The following is a 14785-nucleotide window of genomic DNA, read 5'->3' on the forward strand; positions in this document are numbered from 1 at the left end:
GGTTTTAAAAATGTCTGTGAGCCAAGGACTCACAGACAGCAAGAAAAATTAACGAAATGCCCGTCCGGCAACGTCTCCGGCTTTCACCTGGCCAGGCACACTGGCCAGAACATCAGGGAATTCGTTGATATTGGTCACAAGAACCGGCGTGATTACGTCATAGCCAGCTTTTTTGACTTCATCGAGTTCGACATTCAGAATCGGAGTACCGACTTCAACTTTATCACCCGCTTTTACGAGCGCATGATAATGTTTACCGCCAAGATTGACTGTATCCAGGCCGACATGAATCAGGATTTCCGCTCCATTTTCAGAGCGCAGGCCAATCGCATGCTCCGTATTGAAGACCATCACAATTTCACCTTTGATCGGAGAAACAAAGTGGCCATCTTCTGGAATCATCGCAAAGCCTTTGCCGAGGATTTCCTGGGCGAACGTTGGATCATTGACTTCGGCTAAAGGAACCAGTTTTCCATTGACTGGAGCGGCAATCTCTACGGATGTTTCATTGAGAATAGATCCAGAGGCTTTTGTGCTTCCAGCCTCTTTTTCTTTGGGTTCTTCTTTTTCAGTTTCTTTTTTGGTTTTCATTCCCGCTGCAGCTTTCAGTCCTTCATTTTCGTCTTTGAACAGTACAAAAGTAACCGCAAAGGAGACAACAAAAGCAATGGCTGCCCCGATGCAGGCATGCATCAGATCATAAAAACCACGTTCACCAATGTAGCCAGGCAGAGTCATCAGTCCTGGAGATCCCCCCGCATAGTTGCGAACAGCCATCAGACCGACATACAGACCACCACAGGCCCCACCAACGCAGGCAGCAATCAACGGTGTTTTATAGCGCATGTTGATTCCGTATAAAGCAGGCTCAGTAATTCCGCACACAGCCGTGATCCCGGCGGAGTAACCCAGTTCGCGAACTTTCAGCTTTTTGGTCTTCATCGCAACCGCAAAGGAAGACGCGCCCTGTGCCATGTTGGAACAAAGGTTAGCTGGGTGAACAATAGTATCGAAACCGGTGGTCATACGGTTGTTGATGCCGATTGGGATGATTCCATAGTGTGTTCCGGTCATAACTAACAGCGGGAACAGACCACCAAGCACTAATGGAACCAGCCAGCTTACATATGTATTGAGCAGGTTGATGCCATCGGCAATCCAGGAAGCCAGGATATAACCAATCGGACCCAGTACCAGAAGACCAAGCAGACCAGTCACCAGAACAGTGATCAGTGGTTTGGTGAAGAACTTAATCGCTTTCGGACTGATTTTATCCGCAAATGGTTCAATGTAGCTCTGGGCTAAGACAATCAGAATGATTGGAATTACCGAGCTTGAATAGGTTGCACTGTAAACAGGCAGCCCTAAAAAGCTGATGGTTGTCTGGGCTTCTTTGGCAGCAGCAACCATCGATACAAAATTTGGATGTAGCAAAATACCACCTAACAGCATAGCGATATAGGGGTTGCAGTTGAATTTCTTTGCTGCAGAATTGGCCAGCAGGATGGGCAGGAAGTAAAACGCTACATCGGCCATGAAGTTAATAATCTGATAAGTTTCAGAGGAAGTATTCAGCCAGCCAAACGCGCTGCATAAAGCCAGTACAGCTTTGAGCATACCAGCAGCCGTAATGGCTGGAAGCACCGGGGTAAAAATACCCGTGATGGTATCGATCAGACGGCTGCCAAGACCTTTCTTTTCTTCTGGGGCTGGAGCAGATCCTTTTTCTTCCAGCCTGCATGCCTGAGCAATTGGTTTGTAGACATGATTGACATCGTTGCCGATGATCACCTGATACTGTCCCCCGCTCTGGACAACGCCCAGAACGCCAGGGGTTTCTTTGAGTTCGTTGGTTTTTGCAAGACTTTCATCTTGCAGGTTAAAGCGGAGCCGGGTCGCGCAATGAGTCAGACCGGTGACGTTTTTTTCGCCGCCAACCAGGTCCAGAATTCTGGTGCCAAGTTCCTGATAGTTCATAATGGTCCTTTCTGTTCTGTGTATGAATCCTGTAAGAGGATCACTTCTTATAGATCGTTTCGGTTGTTCTGATTGAAAAGATCAATCAGCCGGTTGATGTGAATCGAGAGATAAATGAGTTCCTCATCCGAAAGCTTCTTTCCGTATTCGGTCATAGTGAGATTGGCTACCTTCAAAGCACAAAGATATGCCTTTTTGTAACTGCTCTTGATCATCTGGTATAGACCGGGATCAGTCTTTGTTTCTTCTCCCTGCTTTTCGGCAAAAAGCCGACGGGAAAAATACTTCAGATGTGTCACAAATCGTTCATACTGAATCGATTTGCGATTAAGTTCAATCTGGCAATCGTATTCCACCAGCGAGAGAATCTTTCGAATCAGCTGCATCATTTCATTGGTTTCCGACATGGAATTCATCTGGCTGGTTACATTGATGAAATGCAGAGCGATAAAGCCTGCTTCATCTTCCGGCAGCAGTTCTCCTGTATATTTCTGGATAATCTGCAGCGAAACCTTTCCAATTTCATATTCATGTGGGTAAAACGAACGGAGTTCACTGAGCAGGGCGTTTCGTAAATCCAGACCTTCACGGTGTCGTTTCACAGCAAATGAGATATGATCCGCCAGGCTTATTGTCAGCCCGTCACTGAGCTCGGTGTGCAGACTGTTTTTGCCATAAGCCACAATTTCATTGACCGCCTGCAAAACTTCCAGGGGAGCTCTGGCCAGAATCAGCTCCAGATCCTGTTGTTCTTTGGGGGTGTCGAGACGGTAGATCTTCTCAACTTTCAGACAGTCAATTTCATCTCCTGGTTTTTTCTTGAAGCCAAGACCGCTGCCCATGACCAGAATTTCATGACCTTTCAGGTTCCGGGAGCGCACCAGGTTGTTGTTAATGACTTTTTCAACGTTCATACTTCCTCATCCTTTCTGTGCAAACCAACTGTACTGTAAGTCAAGACAAAAAAAGGCTATACCTGCAGACACACGAAAAAGCGCCAGAAATCTAAGTGCTTTCTTTGGTTTCGTGTGTACATAAGGTATAGCCTGGTCGAACACAGTAACAATCCGTTGTACGTGGACCATTTAACCAGATCATCAAGACGATGTCAACATAGATTGGTGTTCTTTGTTGATAGGCTCGATGTTTTAACCTTCCTTCACGACTCTCCTTACGGTCGGAGCGCTTCGGCCTATCTACAATTGGCGATGAAAACCCGTGGTCACTGAACTTTCACCAGAAAATTAAGCATCCTGCCCCGTACACAAAAAAAGCTCAAAGTCCAACGCTCTAAGCTCTAATAAAAACCATTCTAAATTTTGGCTTTGCTTGGCGATCTATACAATTCTGAAGATACAACTTGATGAGCGTCTGATAGGGGATTTTGCATTCCGCTGACTGACTTTTAAAATAATCAACAATTTCATCACTCAAGTTGATGGTAATCTGCTTTTTCAAAACTTTGGCATAAGAGTTTCCCTTTCTTTGGCTGAAATCATATTCATCAGTCATAAATCTCACCTTTACTTTCCAAATCATCCGTTTCTTCCTTCCGAATTGCCCTCCTGGCAGATACGATTCGAATGACTTCCTCGTCTTATCACTTACTTTATGCAAAGGAAGTACGACAAAACTTTCTTCAGATTCTTCCAGAGAGCGTATGAACAACAACCGATTGGCATATCACCATTGGTCGGGATGTTGAGGACAATCGATATCCTTCGGCTATACAGAGAGCCGCTAACTACTATGGATAAAGCACTGTCGATAATTTAGGCAAAAAAAACGCCCCAAATGCCAGGCATTCGAGGCGGATTCAATTTCAAAATTTTCAGATCCAAAGACCAGGCTTTCCAAATCAGAATCTTCAGATTGGCCTGTAAAGCCAGACTCGAAAGCCAGAAGTCAGCGTCAGATTCCAGAGTCAGCGTTCAATTTGCTGGACTACTTGGCAACAATGTTGACCACTTTGCCTTTAATGACAATGACTTTCTTGATTTCTTTGCCTTCGATATGTTTCTGAACTGATGGTAAAGCCATCGCTTCTTCTTTTAAGGCATCTTCAGCTGTGCCCACTGGCGCTTCAAACCGACCACGCACTTTACCATTGACCTGAACGACGATTGTGTTCATTTCTTCAACGAGCTTCGATTCATCCCAGGTCGGCCATGGTTCATAAGCGATCGTATGATCGTGGCCCATGTGCTGCCAGATTTCTTCACCTAAATGAGGAGCGAAAGTGGAGAACATCTTCACGAAGCCTTCGGCATAAGGACGATAGATCGATTTGGCCTTATAGGCTTCATTCATGAAGATCATCATCTGAGAAACGGCTGTGTTGAAGTTAAGCGAATCAATGTCGTTGGAAACTTTCTTGACTGTCTGGTTATAGACTTTATCTAAAGCCCCGTCGTTTTCATCGCTGTAGTTGGCAACGCTTGTGAAGTAGCGCCATACACGTTCAAGCCATCTTCTGGTTCCATCCAGACCGGTTTCAGACCATGGCAGACCGGATTCGAGTGGTCCCATGAACATTTCATACACACGCAAAGCATCCGCACCATGAGATTCTTCGATTTCATCGGGGTTTACGACGTTGCCGCGGGATTTGGACATTTTTTCGCCATTGCTTCCCAGGATCATGCCCTGATGGAACAGTTTCTGGAATGGTTCTTTTGTTGGAACGACGCCTAAATCATACAGAACTTTGTGCCAGAAACGGGCATACAGTAAGTGCAGAACGGCATGTTCAGCGCCACCGATGTAAAGATCGACGGGCAGCCAGTGTTTGAGCAGTTCAGGATCAGCAATTTCATCGTTATTGTGCGGATCAATATAGCGCAGGTAGTACCAGCAGCTTCCCGCCCACTGCGGCATGGTGTTGGTTTCACGCACACCCTTGACACCATCGATTTCAACATTCAGCCAGTCTGTGCAGTTTGCCAGTGGCGATTCACCATTGTCTGCAGGCTGGAAGTTATCCGTTGCAGGCAGTTCCAATGGAAGCTGGTCGATATCAACGGTTCTGGTGGTTCCGTCTTCCATATGGATGATTGGAATTGGTTCACCCCAGTAACGCTGACGGGAGAAGAGCCAGTCACGCAGTTTGTAGGTCGTTTTGGCTTCACCGACATGGTTTTCTTCGAGCCATTCGATCATTTTATCAATGGCTTCCTGTTTGCCCAGGCCATTGAGCCATTCGGAGTTGATATGAGTGCCATCTTCTGTCCAGGCTTCTTTTTCGATATCTCCGCCTTCAAGGACAGGGATAATGTCCAGACCGAATTTTTTGGCGAATTCATAGTCACGGGTATCGTGAGCAGGCACAGCCATAATGGCTCCTGTTCCGTAGCTTGCTAAAACATAATCAGAAATCCAGATTGGGATTTTCTTGCCGTTCACCGGGTTGATCGCATAAGCACCTGTGAACACACCGGTTTTGTCTTTATTCAAATCAGTACGTTGCAAATCCGATTTGGTTGCACAGATCTTCTTGTATTCATCAACAGCTGCTTTCTGTTCTGGCGTCGTGATTTCATCGACATAAGGATGTTCTGGCGCCATAACGCAATAGGTGGCTCCAAATAAGGTATCGCAGCGGGTGGTGAAAACGGTGAACTCTTTATCGTGGCCGCCCACTTTGAAGACAACGTTGGCCCCTTTGGATTTACCGATCCAGTTTTTCTGCATTTCTTTGGTGGACTGCGGCCAGTCAACCAGGTCGAGATCCTCTAACAGACGATCCGCATATTCAGTGATTTTTAAAACCCACTGCCGCATCGGTTTGCGGATAACTGGATAGCCGCCGCGCTCGGATTTGCCATCGATTACTTCTTCGTTGGCCAGAACGCATTTCAACTCCGGACACCAGTTTACAGGGATTTCATCAATATACGCTAAGCCTTTTTCGTACAGCTTCGTAAAAATCCACTGGGTCCATTTATAGTAGTCTGGATGAGAGGTCGCAATTTCGCGATCCCAGTCGTAGGAGAATCCTAAGGATTTAATCTGCTCACGGAAGTGATCAATGTTGGTTTCCGTAAAGATAGAAGGATGGTGGCCAGTCTGGATGGCGAACTGTTCAGCTGGCAGACCAAAGGAGTCAAACCCCATTGGGTGCAGAACGTTATAGCCTTCCATTCGTTTTTTACGGGCAACAATATCTGTTGCGGTATATCCCTCCGGATGGCCGACATGAAGACCGTTTCCAGATGGATACGGGAACATGTCAAGAACATAGTATTTTGGCTTGGAAAAATCACTTGTATCCGTTTTAAAGGTCTTGTTGTCTTCCCAGTACTTCTGCCATTTCTTTTCTACTTGTTGATGGTCGTACATACAATTTTCCTTTCATTTCTATCGAATTCGAACTTACGGTCTGCAGCCTGCCGGACAAAGAAAAAACGCCCTTCCAGAATCCAGAAGGACGTAAACATCATTACGCGGTACCACCTTGGTTCATGATCGAAATTGGATCATGCGCTCGAATGCCTATAAAGCAGGTCTGCTGACAGCTCTTGCGGTGAGATCAGAAACACCGCTGTTTGCTTGCACCAACCGCAAACTCTCTGAAAAGACGGCTCTGTTTCTGTTAGTCCGAAATTTACGCTGTACTGAAACAGTAACAAATTGCGAATTTTCCGTCAATCCCGACGTGCGCAAGCTTCCGGATTCCACAGACTTTCCGCTCATTTTGCAAATCAATACGGGTCAACAGATTTCTGGATTGCCCCAGCTGTTCACTCTTGTTTCCTTATTGTCCGCATTATCCGCGTTATTGTTCGTTTTCCATTCACAAAACAGATCGGCTTTAAGTTCTATGATGTATATCTAAATCTAACAGATTTTGTTGTTCTGCTTTCCATCCAGGAAAGCGTAGAGATTATCGAATACAATCTCAGCCCGCTTTTCCATGGATTCAATCGAATCAAATCCGATATGCGGAGTCACGATCATATTTTTCGCCTGCAGCAGTGGATAGTCTTTGGGAAGCGGCGGTTCCAGATCAAAGACATCAATGCCGGCTCCTGCAATCTGGCCATTGTTTAAAGCTTCCACCAATGCCTGCTCATCTACGGCTGCTCCTCTGGCCGTGTTGATCAGGATCGCGGATGGTTTCATTAAAGCCAGCTGTTCTTTGCCGATCATATGGCGGGTCGAATCCGTTAATGGAACATGCAGCGAAACGATATCCGATTCTTTTAACAGGGTATCCAGATCGACCTGCGCATCGTAAACCGGGTCGGTAATTTTGTGGCGGCGATAGCCAAGAACCCTGCAGCCGAAGGCTTTCAGTAATCTGGCTGTCTGGGTTCCAATTTCACCCGCTCCAACGATGCCGACCGTCTTTCCTTTTAATAAAGAACCGCGCAGGCCCGCTTTGGTCCCACCCTGACGACAGCGCTCTTCTAGTTGACTGACATGGCGGAGCAGATCCGTACTCATGAAAGCGGCCAGTTCAGCAACCGCATCGTTGGCATAGCCAGAGGCATTAGAAATAGCAATCCCCTTTTCTTTGGCCAGTGCCACTGGAATGTGGTCAACTCCAGTAAAGGCTACATCAATAAACTTCAGGTTTGGATCAGCTTCGATCAGGCTGGCATCCATCGGCATATTGGCCAGCATGATTACATCTGCTCCTTCGCTCTCCTTTTTCAGCAGATCAAGGTCGGTTGTGCGTGCATAGGATTCAAAGGTATGCCCCATGGCCCGCAGTTTTTCAGCTTCTTTTTCGATCCATTCTGGACTTACGCCCAGATCTTCAAGCAATACAATTTTCATTCACTTCGCCGCGACAGGGAGACTTTCAGCCCTTGTGAAACTGGCCAAAACAGAAACTGCCGCCCCTTCCCTTCCAGATTTTCCAAAACGAAACCAGATCCAGACGCCTATCTGAAAATTCTCTTCACCTAACCATCTGGATTCCTGCTTCCTTGCTGGAATCATGTCTCATTGCAGTTCAGCCTGTGTCAATTTCTCCATTCGTCTTAAAAACTTCGGCTTCAGCTTCAGCGTCCATCGATCTTATGGACTCCTTCTGCTCATTCGCGCTGATTTCTGGACCATGACTTCTGGCTGATGAACAACTCTATTTTACGGGTTTATGCGAAAGATGTTGATCTGAAGAGGTAAACCTGTTTTGGCAGATTTCTTTTCTGCCAGTTTCCATCGTTTTCTTCGTGATCTCTTCTTCCATTTGGCTCTTCTTCCATTTTGAATCTTTATGACGCAATTCTTTATGGATTCATCTTTCATCCTTGGTCAGCAGCCGTGGATATAGATGATCAATCGCAAAAGCCCCCAGCGGGGCAGTGAGCAGAATCGAGAGGACCGCAAGAGTCAGAACAGTCTGTCCGCATGCCAGCCCCATGCTCAATGGAATCGCTCCAATGGCAGCCTGAACAGTCGCTTTTGGCGTATAGGCAATCATGCAGAACAGACGGCTTTTCGCATCCATGGGTGCAAATCGTACACAAAGCCAGACGCCTGCCATTCGAAAAACCAGCACCAATGCTAACAGTGCAACAGCCTGCAGACCACAGCCAAAGGCATAGCTGACATTGACCACTGCCCCAACCAGAACAAACAGGAAAATCTCAGCCAGAACCCAGATTGCATCTGAAGTTTTCTTAATCTCAGCCGCCGTTTCAGGTGCCTGCCGTTTGAGAATAAAGGCGAAGGTCATAACGGCGAGCAAAGAAGAAAATGGAACCTTGTCGGTCAGTGCATTTTCAATGGCAACCAAAAGAAAAGTAATTGCATAAAACTGAATTGCGCAAATCTCTTTACGCAGGCTGATTTTGGAATAAAACCTGCCAAGAGTCCACCCGCAGGCCGCTCCACCGGCAAGTCCCAGGACAATCGAAACCGGGATATCGAGCAGCATCGCCGGTTGAAAACTGCCGCCAGCGGCCATAGAACTGAAGACCGAAAACAGAACAATGACATAAATATCATCCAGGCTGGATCCAGCCAGAATCATCTGCGGAACTGCCTGCCTGGTTCCATACCCCTGCTCAATCAGCTTGATCATGCGCGGCACCACAACGGCTGGTGAAACCGCCGCAATGACACTGCCAAGCACAGCCGCTTCGATCCAGGTTATATGCAAAATCATTGGCGCCAGAATCACTGTCCCGATAATTTCACAGGTAGCCGGAACAAACGCCATTAAAATGGCCGGCACGCTGCATTTTTTCAGATCGTCCAGATTCAGATTCAAACCGGCTCTGGTCAGGATCACAAGCAGGGCGATCTTACGAAGATCTGCTCCAATCGCTAACGTATTCGCATCCAGAAAATTCAGACCATACGGGCCAATCAGAATTCCTGCTGCGATCATGCCAATAAGCGGCGGCAGACCGATTTTCTTGCAAATCCAGCCAAGGCTCAGCCCAGCCAGAAGAATTAAAGCCAGTGAAAAAAACATCTTCATTCATCCTTTCTCTTCTTTGCTGCTTTCCACCCCAAAAGGCTGCCCAACCCATACATTCTTCCAAACTTCCATCCATAAACGCCCTACGACAGATCCCAGCCTGGTCTGTTTCTGGCATTGGCTCTTCATTGGACAGGTTAATTTCTCGCCAGCGATTTCTTTGTCTTTCTCAGCTGCTCTTTTTCTCGGCCATTCTTTTTTTATTTTTTTCTTCTTTTCTTAGCCGTTCTTTTTTTATTTTTTTCTTCTTTTCTTAGCAATGTCATTTAGCTAGAAAAATATGACCTCAAACTTTGTATAAAAATCAAAGACAAAGTGGATGATAGGAATAGAATTTGCTGCTGATTATATCCATATGCACCAACCAAGCACAAAATATACTGATTGATTTGGCTGTATTCATCAAAATAGGTGCACTAAAAACAACCCTTCGATAAGAGCCGTTTTTAAGAATTGTATGGGTGGTTTGTATCAATAAGATGCGCATATAATGCACTTATCGATAGGTGAACCATATCAAACGATTGGGATGGAGATTTCGCTTGAAGCTCCTTTCCGGCCGAACGGGTAGTTTTTCTCTGAGCAGCTCCTCAGTCAGAGCCTGAAACTCCGCTTTTGTAATTTGACGAATCGTTCGATTCTTCGTCCACTTCGGGGTGAACGTGTTCCTGATAGCCCGTATCGCCTTAGTTGTATTGATTTGGTATTCATAAGTTGTCTGATTCTCTTCTTTATTATCCGATTGAGATGATTCAAGAACACACTTTTTGATCTCGGAAACCAGATTGTAGAAGATAAGGGATGAATAAATCTCCTGAATGATGTATTCTGCTTTTATCGAGTGGATACGTTTCATTCCTATTCCATATTTAAGCCAGGAGAAACTCTGCTCGATTCGCCACCTTAGGTGGTAAATAAATCCAAGAGCCTCCGGAGGAAATTCTGCTTCATCCAGATTGGTAATCAGTCCTTCCCAGACGTTGTCGCCAATCTCGATAGCTACCACCCTGCAGTCAAAATCAATAAATTCAGATTCTTGATCAATCTGTCTCATTGATTTTTTGACCAGGTATTTCATCTGGGGGTTTTCTTTTTCCTCTTTTCTTTGGTGGTGGGTAAGAATGCGGCTGATCTGCTGGTCTTCTGTATGGTCAAGCTGTGTATAAGTCAGGCAGCTATACTCTCGTTCTTTCATACGTATGAGGTATTTGTGCCCTAAGGATTCAATAAGCTTACACAATGGATAAGAAAAATACCCTCTGTCCATGACAAAGAGAAATGTCTCGCCAGGATAAGCTTCATGAATCTCCTTGACCATTTTCATAGCAGCGCCCCGTTCGTCTTTGGACCTCTGGTCTTGAGTGACGATGGCTAAAAATTTGTCATTAAGTACGTCATAGGCTGCGTTAACGTGAATACCGGCCCGGATAATGTTTTCCTTGTTCTTGGTATAAATGATGTAGTCAGGTTCATCTTCATTTGGCGCAACAGGTTCATTGGTTCCGTCAAAAGCGATTACCCTGTGTTCTTTATATTTTTTATCCATGGAATAAAGTGCCAATGTGGCTTTGTGCAGTGTTGAAAATACGCTGACTGGAGTCTTGGCTTTTGTCTGAACAAGTGCCGAAGCAGATGGTCTTACACTGCCCATGCCGAAATAGTTCATGGATAAATCGGAGAGTGTTGATCCATTCCCGATAATGGATGTATTCAGGAAATGGAACAAGTTTATTTTTGATGATCGATAATGACTTCGTGAGAAAGCTCCTGTTTGAGAAGCAAGAATCTTCTCCTGTTTGTAGGCAAATTCCTCAAGGGATTTCATGAATTTTTGATAAATCACGGACGGCGAAGTAACTTTAGTTGCCATATTTTCCTCCTTATAAAGTTATGTTTTCAACGTGATAAGGATTAAATTAGACAATTATAGAGTTGTTGTCAAAGCTAATTTTCGTTAAACCAGAAAATATAAAATCCACCATCTGTGCACGGATGGTGGACAATACTAACTATCAAAAACTAAGCTAAATGACATTGCTTTTCTTAGCCGTTCTTTTTCCTGGCTGGACTGTTTTCTGCTTCTGCGCTCAGGCAGACTGCCCTGGTGTGCGATCATTTTCTGCCTTCCTTTTCAGCCGCCATGAAAAGTAAAATCCAGAGCAAAGAAAGTCAAAGAAAGTTAGAAAGAATGCGCAGGGCAAAAGACAAAAAAGGCTGATGCTTTCTGCATGACAAAAAAGCCTGCAGAAGTCATCAGCCTGATTGGCGGTTTGGAAAACTCCGGGAAGAACTTCATTTCCTTTTGGGTGTCTCGTTTTTTTCTGGCCTTAGTATAGCACTGGATCCTTTCTGATTGCGAAAAATAAGAATCTGGACAAAACAGAAGAAGACGGAAAAGTGAAGAAGACGAAAAATTAAGGAAGAAAAACAGATCTAAAATCCCAGGCATCCTTTGAGCGAGATACACAAACCAAACTTTCAGCCAGTCAACCATTTGCCCATTTGTTGGCAGTCGAAACAAAAGAGGATTTCTAAACGATTTGCCGGCCATTGAAAGCCAATCCAGATCAGACGATTCATTTTCGGGCATGAATTCAGAGCGGGAGGACAGGAGATTCTTTCATAAATGTTAAACTGAACGTAAGAAAGGTGCTTTCAATATGTCAAAAAAGCCAAATAAACTGAAATCTCTTGATTTCAAGTGGATTTTGTATGATGTGGGCAACTCTGCATTTGTTCTTTTAACCGCATCAATTCTGCCCATTTACTTTAACTCGCTGGCCACTGGGCAGGGCCTGTCTGAAGCCGACTATCTGACCTGGTGGTCATACGGAACAAGTATTGCGACCGTCATTGTTGCAATTGCCGGGCCCTTAATGGGAACGCTGGCTGACTTCCCCCACAAAAAGAAAAAGATCTTCTTACTCAATGCTCTGGGTGGTGCATTCCTGTTGTTCTGTTTCTGGATTCCATCGCATTGGGCAGCCTTCCTGATTCTGTTTGTGCTGACCAAGATTCTCTACTCGATTTCTCTGGTCATCTATGACTCGATGTTAGTCGATGTCTGCTCGGAAGACCAAATGGATGAAGTTTCCTCTAAAGGATATGCCTGGGGCTATCTTGGAAGCTGCGTTCCGTTTATCGTCTCGCTGGGACTGATCTTAGGTCAGGGAACCCTGGGCCTCAGTTTCCATGTGGTGATGATTCTGGTCTTTGCCTTAAATGCCCTCTGGTGGGCAGCCTTTACCTTGCCGCTTGCCCGCAGCTATAAGCAGGCTCACTCCATCCCGCCAGAAGGATCAGCTCTGAAAGCAACCTTCAGACGTCTTGGTCATACGTTTAAAGATATCCGTAACCAGAAGAAAGTCTTCTTATTCATGCTGGCCTTCTTCTTCTATATTGATGGCGTGTACACCATTATTGACCTGGCGACCGCTTATGGAACTTCGCTGGGCCTGGATCAGACTGGTCTGTTAATGGCCCTGCTTCTGACACAGATCGTGGCCTTCCCTTCCGCCATTCTGTTTGGCTATCTTGCCAACACCCGTCCGGTCGGTCAGCTGATCAAAATTGGAATCTTCGCCTACCTTTGCATCGCACTCTTCGCTCTGTTCATGCATTCTATCTGGCAGTTCTGGGTTCTGGCCGTAGCCGTCGGTCTTTTCCAGGGTGGATTACAGGCCCTGTCCCGTTCCTACTTTGCCCGGATCATTCCAAAAGATCAGGCCGGTGAATACTTTGGCCTGTATGATATTGCCGGTAAAGGCGCAAGCTTTTTAGGCACAACGATCGTTGGCGTGATTACACAGATTACCGGTCAGCAAAATATTGCCGTCGGCACGCTGGCCATCCTGTTTGTGATCGGAATTCTGATCTTTAATAAAGCAGATAAGCTGGACGATCCAGTCTATGCAGCAAAATAAGCAGCCAGGCAATGGTCTGTAAAAAACAAACAAATTCTGGCAGCAAGCAAATTTGAGCTGCCAGTTTTTTTGTCGTCCCTTTCAGGTGAATCCTTCTGGCGTTGCCATTCTTTAAGAAACCACGAAAAAACGGAGTCCGAACAAGACTCCGTTTTTTCGAAAGGAGGAAAAATGAACAGGAATATCACAGCCATAATCAAAGCCGAATTACAGCTGAATCCATCAAACGAAAGTGAAAAGCAAATTGCTTCTGGTCAGGTGAAATCAAAGTTCATCCCAATGGTCATTTCAGTGAGCTTATTCAATGGCGAGAGCCATTTCTTCTACGGTAAGTTCAGCGCCATCAATCGCAAAGGGGTTAAAGGCATTGACGATGTAGGAAGCCAAGCCAAGGCAGAATAAGGCGGTCATGAATCTTTTCTTCTGTGTTTTTGTCATAGTGCTGGTTCCTTTCTGGTCGATAAGGGATCTGTTTTTGCGGCAGATACAGGAAGGATCAAAACTTGTTCCCCGAAAAGAATACGCGTTTCCGACCAGACTTCAGGTCATTTTCACAGCTGGCATCTTGGAGAATTTAGAGACCTTTTCCTTAAGCTAATCTTAATAGCCGCCTAAAGGTCGATCAAAAAAAGTGCTTAAAAAAATTGTCGATAAGCATCTTGCTGAGGACGATTTTATCCCTTAAAGCAGATGGGTTTAAGCCTTTCTGATAATTTTCACACAAATAGAAAAGAAAGCGTCCTCATAATCCACTTTCTTCACACATTAAATTGTAATTAAATCCACCGTTATTTCATAATTGTGAAATTGATTTCAGATCTGGATCTGTTCTCCTTGCAGGATCTGCTTTCTGGCCTGATCCCACGCTTGCTTTGCCTGTGGCGTCGGTGTATAGGGCTCAAATCCTTCTGATTCATACAAAACAATCGCGGGCCAGGAAGAAGCCTGTGTAGAAAGATAGATCGGCTGATTTTTAAATTCCTTTCCAAATTCATAGCAGCATTTTTGGACTGCCGATCTGGCCAGTCCTTTATGCTGATGAGCCGGGACAGTAAACACCCAGTGCAGCCGCATTCCATTTTTGACTTCTTTATAGGGCCATAAACCAGCCGAACAGGCAAGATTTCCCTTGGCATCGACAATCATGTACAGATGGTCCAATAAAAATTTCTCATCCACTTTCACCATGCGCTGCCACTGGAATTCGGCTTCATCGAGATTCTGGACGAAATCCAGATCGACCAGCGCCTGCTTCCATTGGACGATCAGCTTAGAATCCGGCTGCGCAAACTGATAGTCTTCAACAAGAATCGGCAGCCCTGGCGGCATTGGCGGATTTTTGATCATAATCAACTTTTCATCGCTGTAGGCATGATCCAGTCTGGTGATTCTGTTGCGCATTTTTAAAGGGTTGTTCGCTGCGTTTTCTCTTGCCATTTTCATCTTTCTA

10 protein-coding genes and 1 riboswitch are annotated in these 14785 nt (G+C 45.4%); of the genes, 1 reads left to right on the forward strand and 9 read right to left on the reverse strand.

Going from position 1 to position 14785, the window contains the following annotated elements; translation table 11 throughout:
* Positions 1-48 precede the first annotated feature (48 nt).
* From U4956_RS01190 to U4956_RS01220, 7 genes are all read right to left on the reverse strand, one after another.
* Complete coding sequence (locus tag U4956_RS01190; protein ID WP_323088397.1) at positions 49-1977, reverse strand: beta-glucoside-specific PTS transporter subunit IIABC; 1929 nt, start codon at positions 1975-1977, stop codon at positions 49-51.
* A gap of 47 nt (positions 1978-2024) precedes the next feature.
* The gene (licT, locus tag U4956_RS01195; protein WP_323088398.1) at positions 2025-2891 is read right to left on the reverse strand and encodes a BglG family transcription antiterminator LicT; all 867 of its coding nucleotides are present in this window, start codon (positions 2889-2891) and stop codon (positions 2025-2027) included.
* A 376-nt stretch (positions 2892-3267) separates the two neighbouring features.
* On the reverse strand, positions 3268-3516 hold the full coding sequence (locus tag U4956_RS01200; protein ID WP_323088399.1) for a hypothetical protein: 249 nt from the start codon (positions 3514-3516) through the stop codon (positions 3268-3270).
* Positions 3517-3921: 405 nt separating this feature from the next.
* Entirely contained in the window at positions 3922-6315 is a 2394-nt protein-coding gene (gene leuS, locus U4956_RS01205) for a leucine--tRNA ligase (protein ID WP_323088401.1), read from the reverse strand.
* Positions 6316-6813: 498 nt separating this feature from the next.
* Positions 6814-7758, reverse strand: a complete 945-nt coding sequence (locus tag U4956_RS01210) for an NAD(P)-dependent oxidoreductase (RefSeq protein WP_323088403.1) — start codon at positions 7756-7758, stop codon at positions 6814-6816.
* A gap of 463 nt (positions 7759-8221) precedes the next feature.
* Complete coding sequence (locus tag U4956_RS01215; protein ID WP_323088404.1) at positions 8222-9406, reverse strand: cation:proton antiporter; 1185 nt, start codon at positions 9404-9406, stop codon at positions 8222-8224.
* Positions 9407-9908: 502 nt separating this feature from the next.
* Positions 9909-11282: an IS4 family transposase gene (locus U4956_RS01220; protein WP_323088407.1), complete on the reverse strand. Its 1374-nt coding sequence runs from the start codon at positions 11280-11282 to the stop codon at positions 9909-9911.
* A gap of 367 nt (positions 11283-11649) precedes the next feature.
* A riboswitch (Fluoride riboswitch) is annotated at positions 11650-11721 on the reverse strand.
* 351 nt (positions 11722-12072) lie between these two features.
* Here U4956_RS01220 and U4956_RS01225 point away from each other — a divergent pair.
* Entirely contained in the window at positions 12073-13335 is a 1263-nt protein-coding gene (locus U4956_RS01225; RefSeq protein WP_323088408.1) for an MFS transporter, read from the forward strand.
* A gap of 297 nt (positions 13336-13632) precedes the next feature.
* Here the strand turns inward: U4956_RS01225 and U4956_RS01230 are convergent, their stop codons facing one another.
* Together U4956_RS01230 and U4956_RS01235 are read right to left on the reverse strand one after the other, a co-directional pair.
* Positions 13633-13773 carry a hypothetical protein gene (locus tag U4956_RS01230; RefSeq protein ID WP_323088410.1) on the reverse strand — a complete coding sequence of 47 codons (141 nt, stop codon included), beginning with the start codon at positions 13771-13773 and terminating at the stop codon, positions 13633-13635.
* Positions 13774-14148: 375 nt separating this feature from the next.
* Positions 14149-14778 carry a GNAT family N-acetyltransferase gene (locus U4956_RS01235; RefSeq protein WP_323088412.1) on the reverse strand — a complete coding sequence of 210 codons (630 nt, stop codon included), beginning with the start codon at positions 14776-14778 and terminating at the stop codon, positions 14149-14151.
* Between the last annotated feature and the right edge of the window lie 7 nt (positions 14779-14785).

This window comes from Allobaculum sp. JKK-2023 (assembly GCF_034745455.1).
In the GTDB taxonomy this organism is placed as follows: Bacteria; Bacillota_I; Bacilli_A; order Erysipelotrichales; family Erysipelotrichaceae; genus Allobaculum.

Excerpts from the sequence above, each read along its gene's own strand:
- U4956_RS01225 (WP_323088408.1), top strand. The coding sequence starts at position 12,073 with ATGTCAAAAAAGCCAAATAAACTGAAATCTCTTGATTTCAAGTGGATT.
- U4956_RS01200 (WP_323088399.1), bottom strand. The coding sequence starts at position 3,516 with ATGATTTGGAAAGTAAAGGTGAGATTTATGACTGATGAATATGATTTC.
- U4956_RS01210 (WP_323088403.1), bottom strand. The coding sequence starts at position 7,758 with ATGAAAATTGTATTGCTTGAAGATCTGGGCGTAAGTCCAGAATGGATC.
- U4956_RS01230 (WP_323088410.1), bottom strand. The coding sequence starts at position 13,773 with ATGACAAAAACACAGAAGAAAAGATTCATGACCGCCTTATTCTGCCTT.
- leuS (WP_323088401.1), bottom strand. The coding sequence starts at position 6,315 with ATGTACGACCATCAACAAGTAGAAAAGAAATGGCAGAAGTACTGGGAA.
- U4956_RS01220 (WP_323088407.1), bottom strand. The coding sequence starts at position 11,282 with ATGGCAACTAAAGTTACTTCGCCGTCCGTGATTTATCAAAAATTCATG.
- U4956_RS01215 (WP_323088404.1), bottom strand. The coding sequence starts at position 9,406 with ATGTTTTTTTCACTGGCTTTAATTCTTCTGGCTGGGCTGAGCCTTGGC.
- U4956_RS01190 (WP_323088397.1), bottom strand. The coding sequence starts at position 1,977 with ATGAACTATCAGGAACTTGGCACCAGAATTCTGGACCTGGTTGGCGGC.
- U4956_RS01235 (WP_323088412.1), bottom strand. The coding sequence starts at position 14,778 with ATGAAAATGGCAAGAGAAAACGCAGCGAACAACCCTTTAAAAATGCGC.
- licT (WP_323088398.1), bottom strand. The coding sequence starts at position 2,891 with ATGAACGTTGAAAAAGTCATTAACAACAACCTGGTGCGCTCCCGGAAC.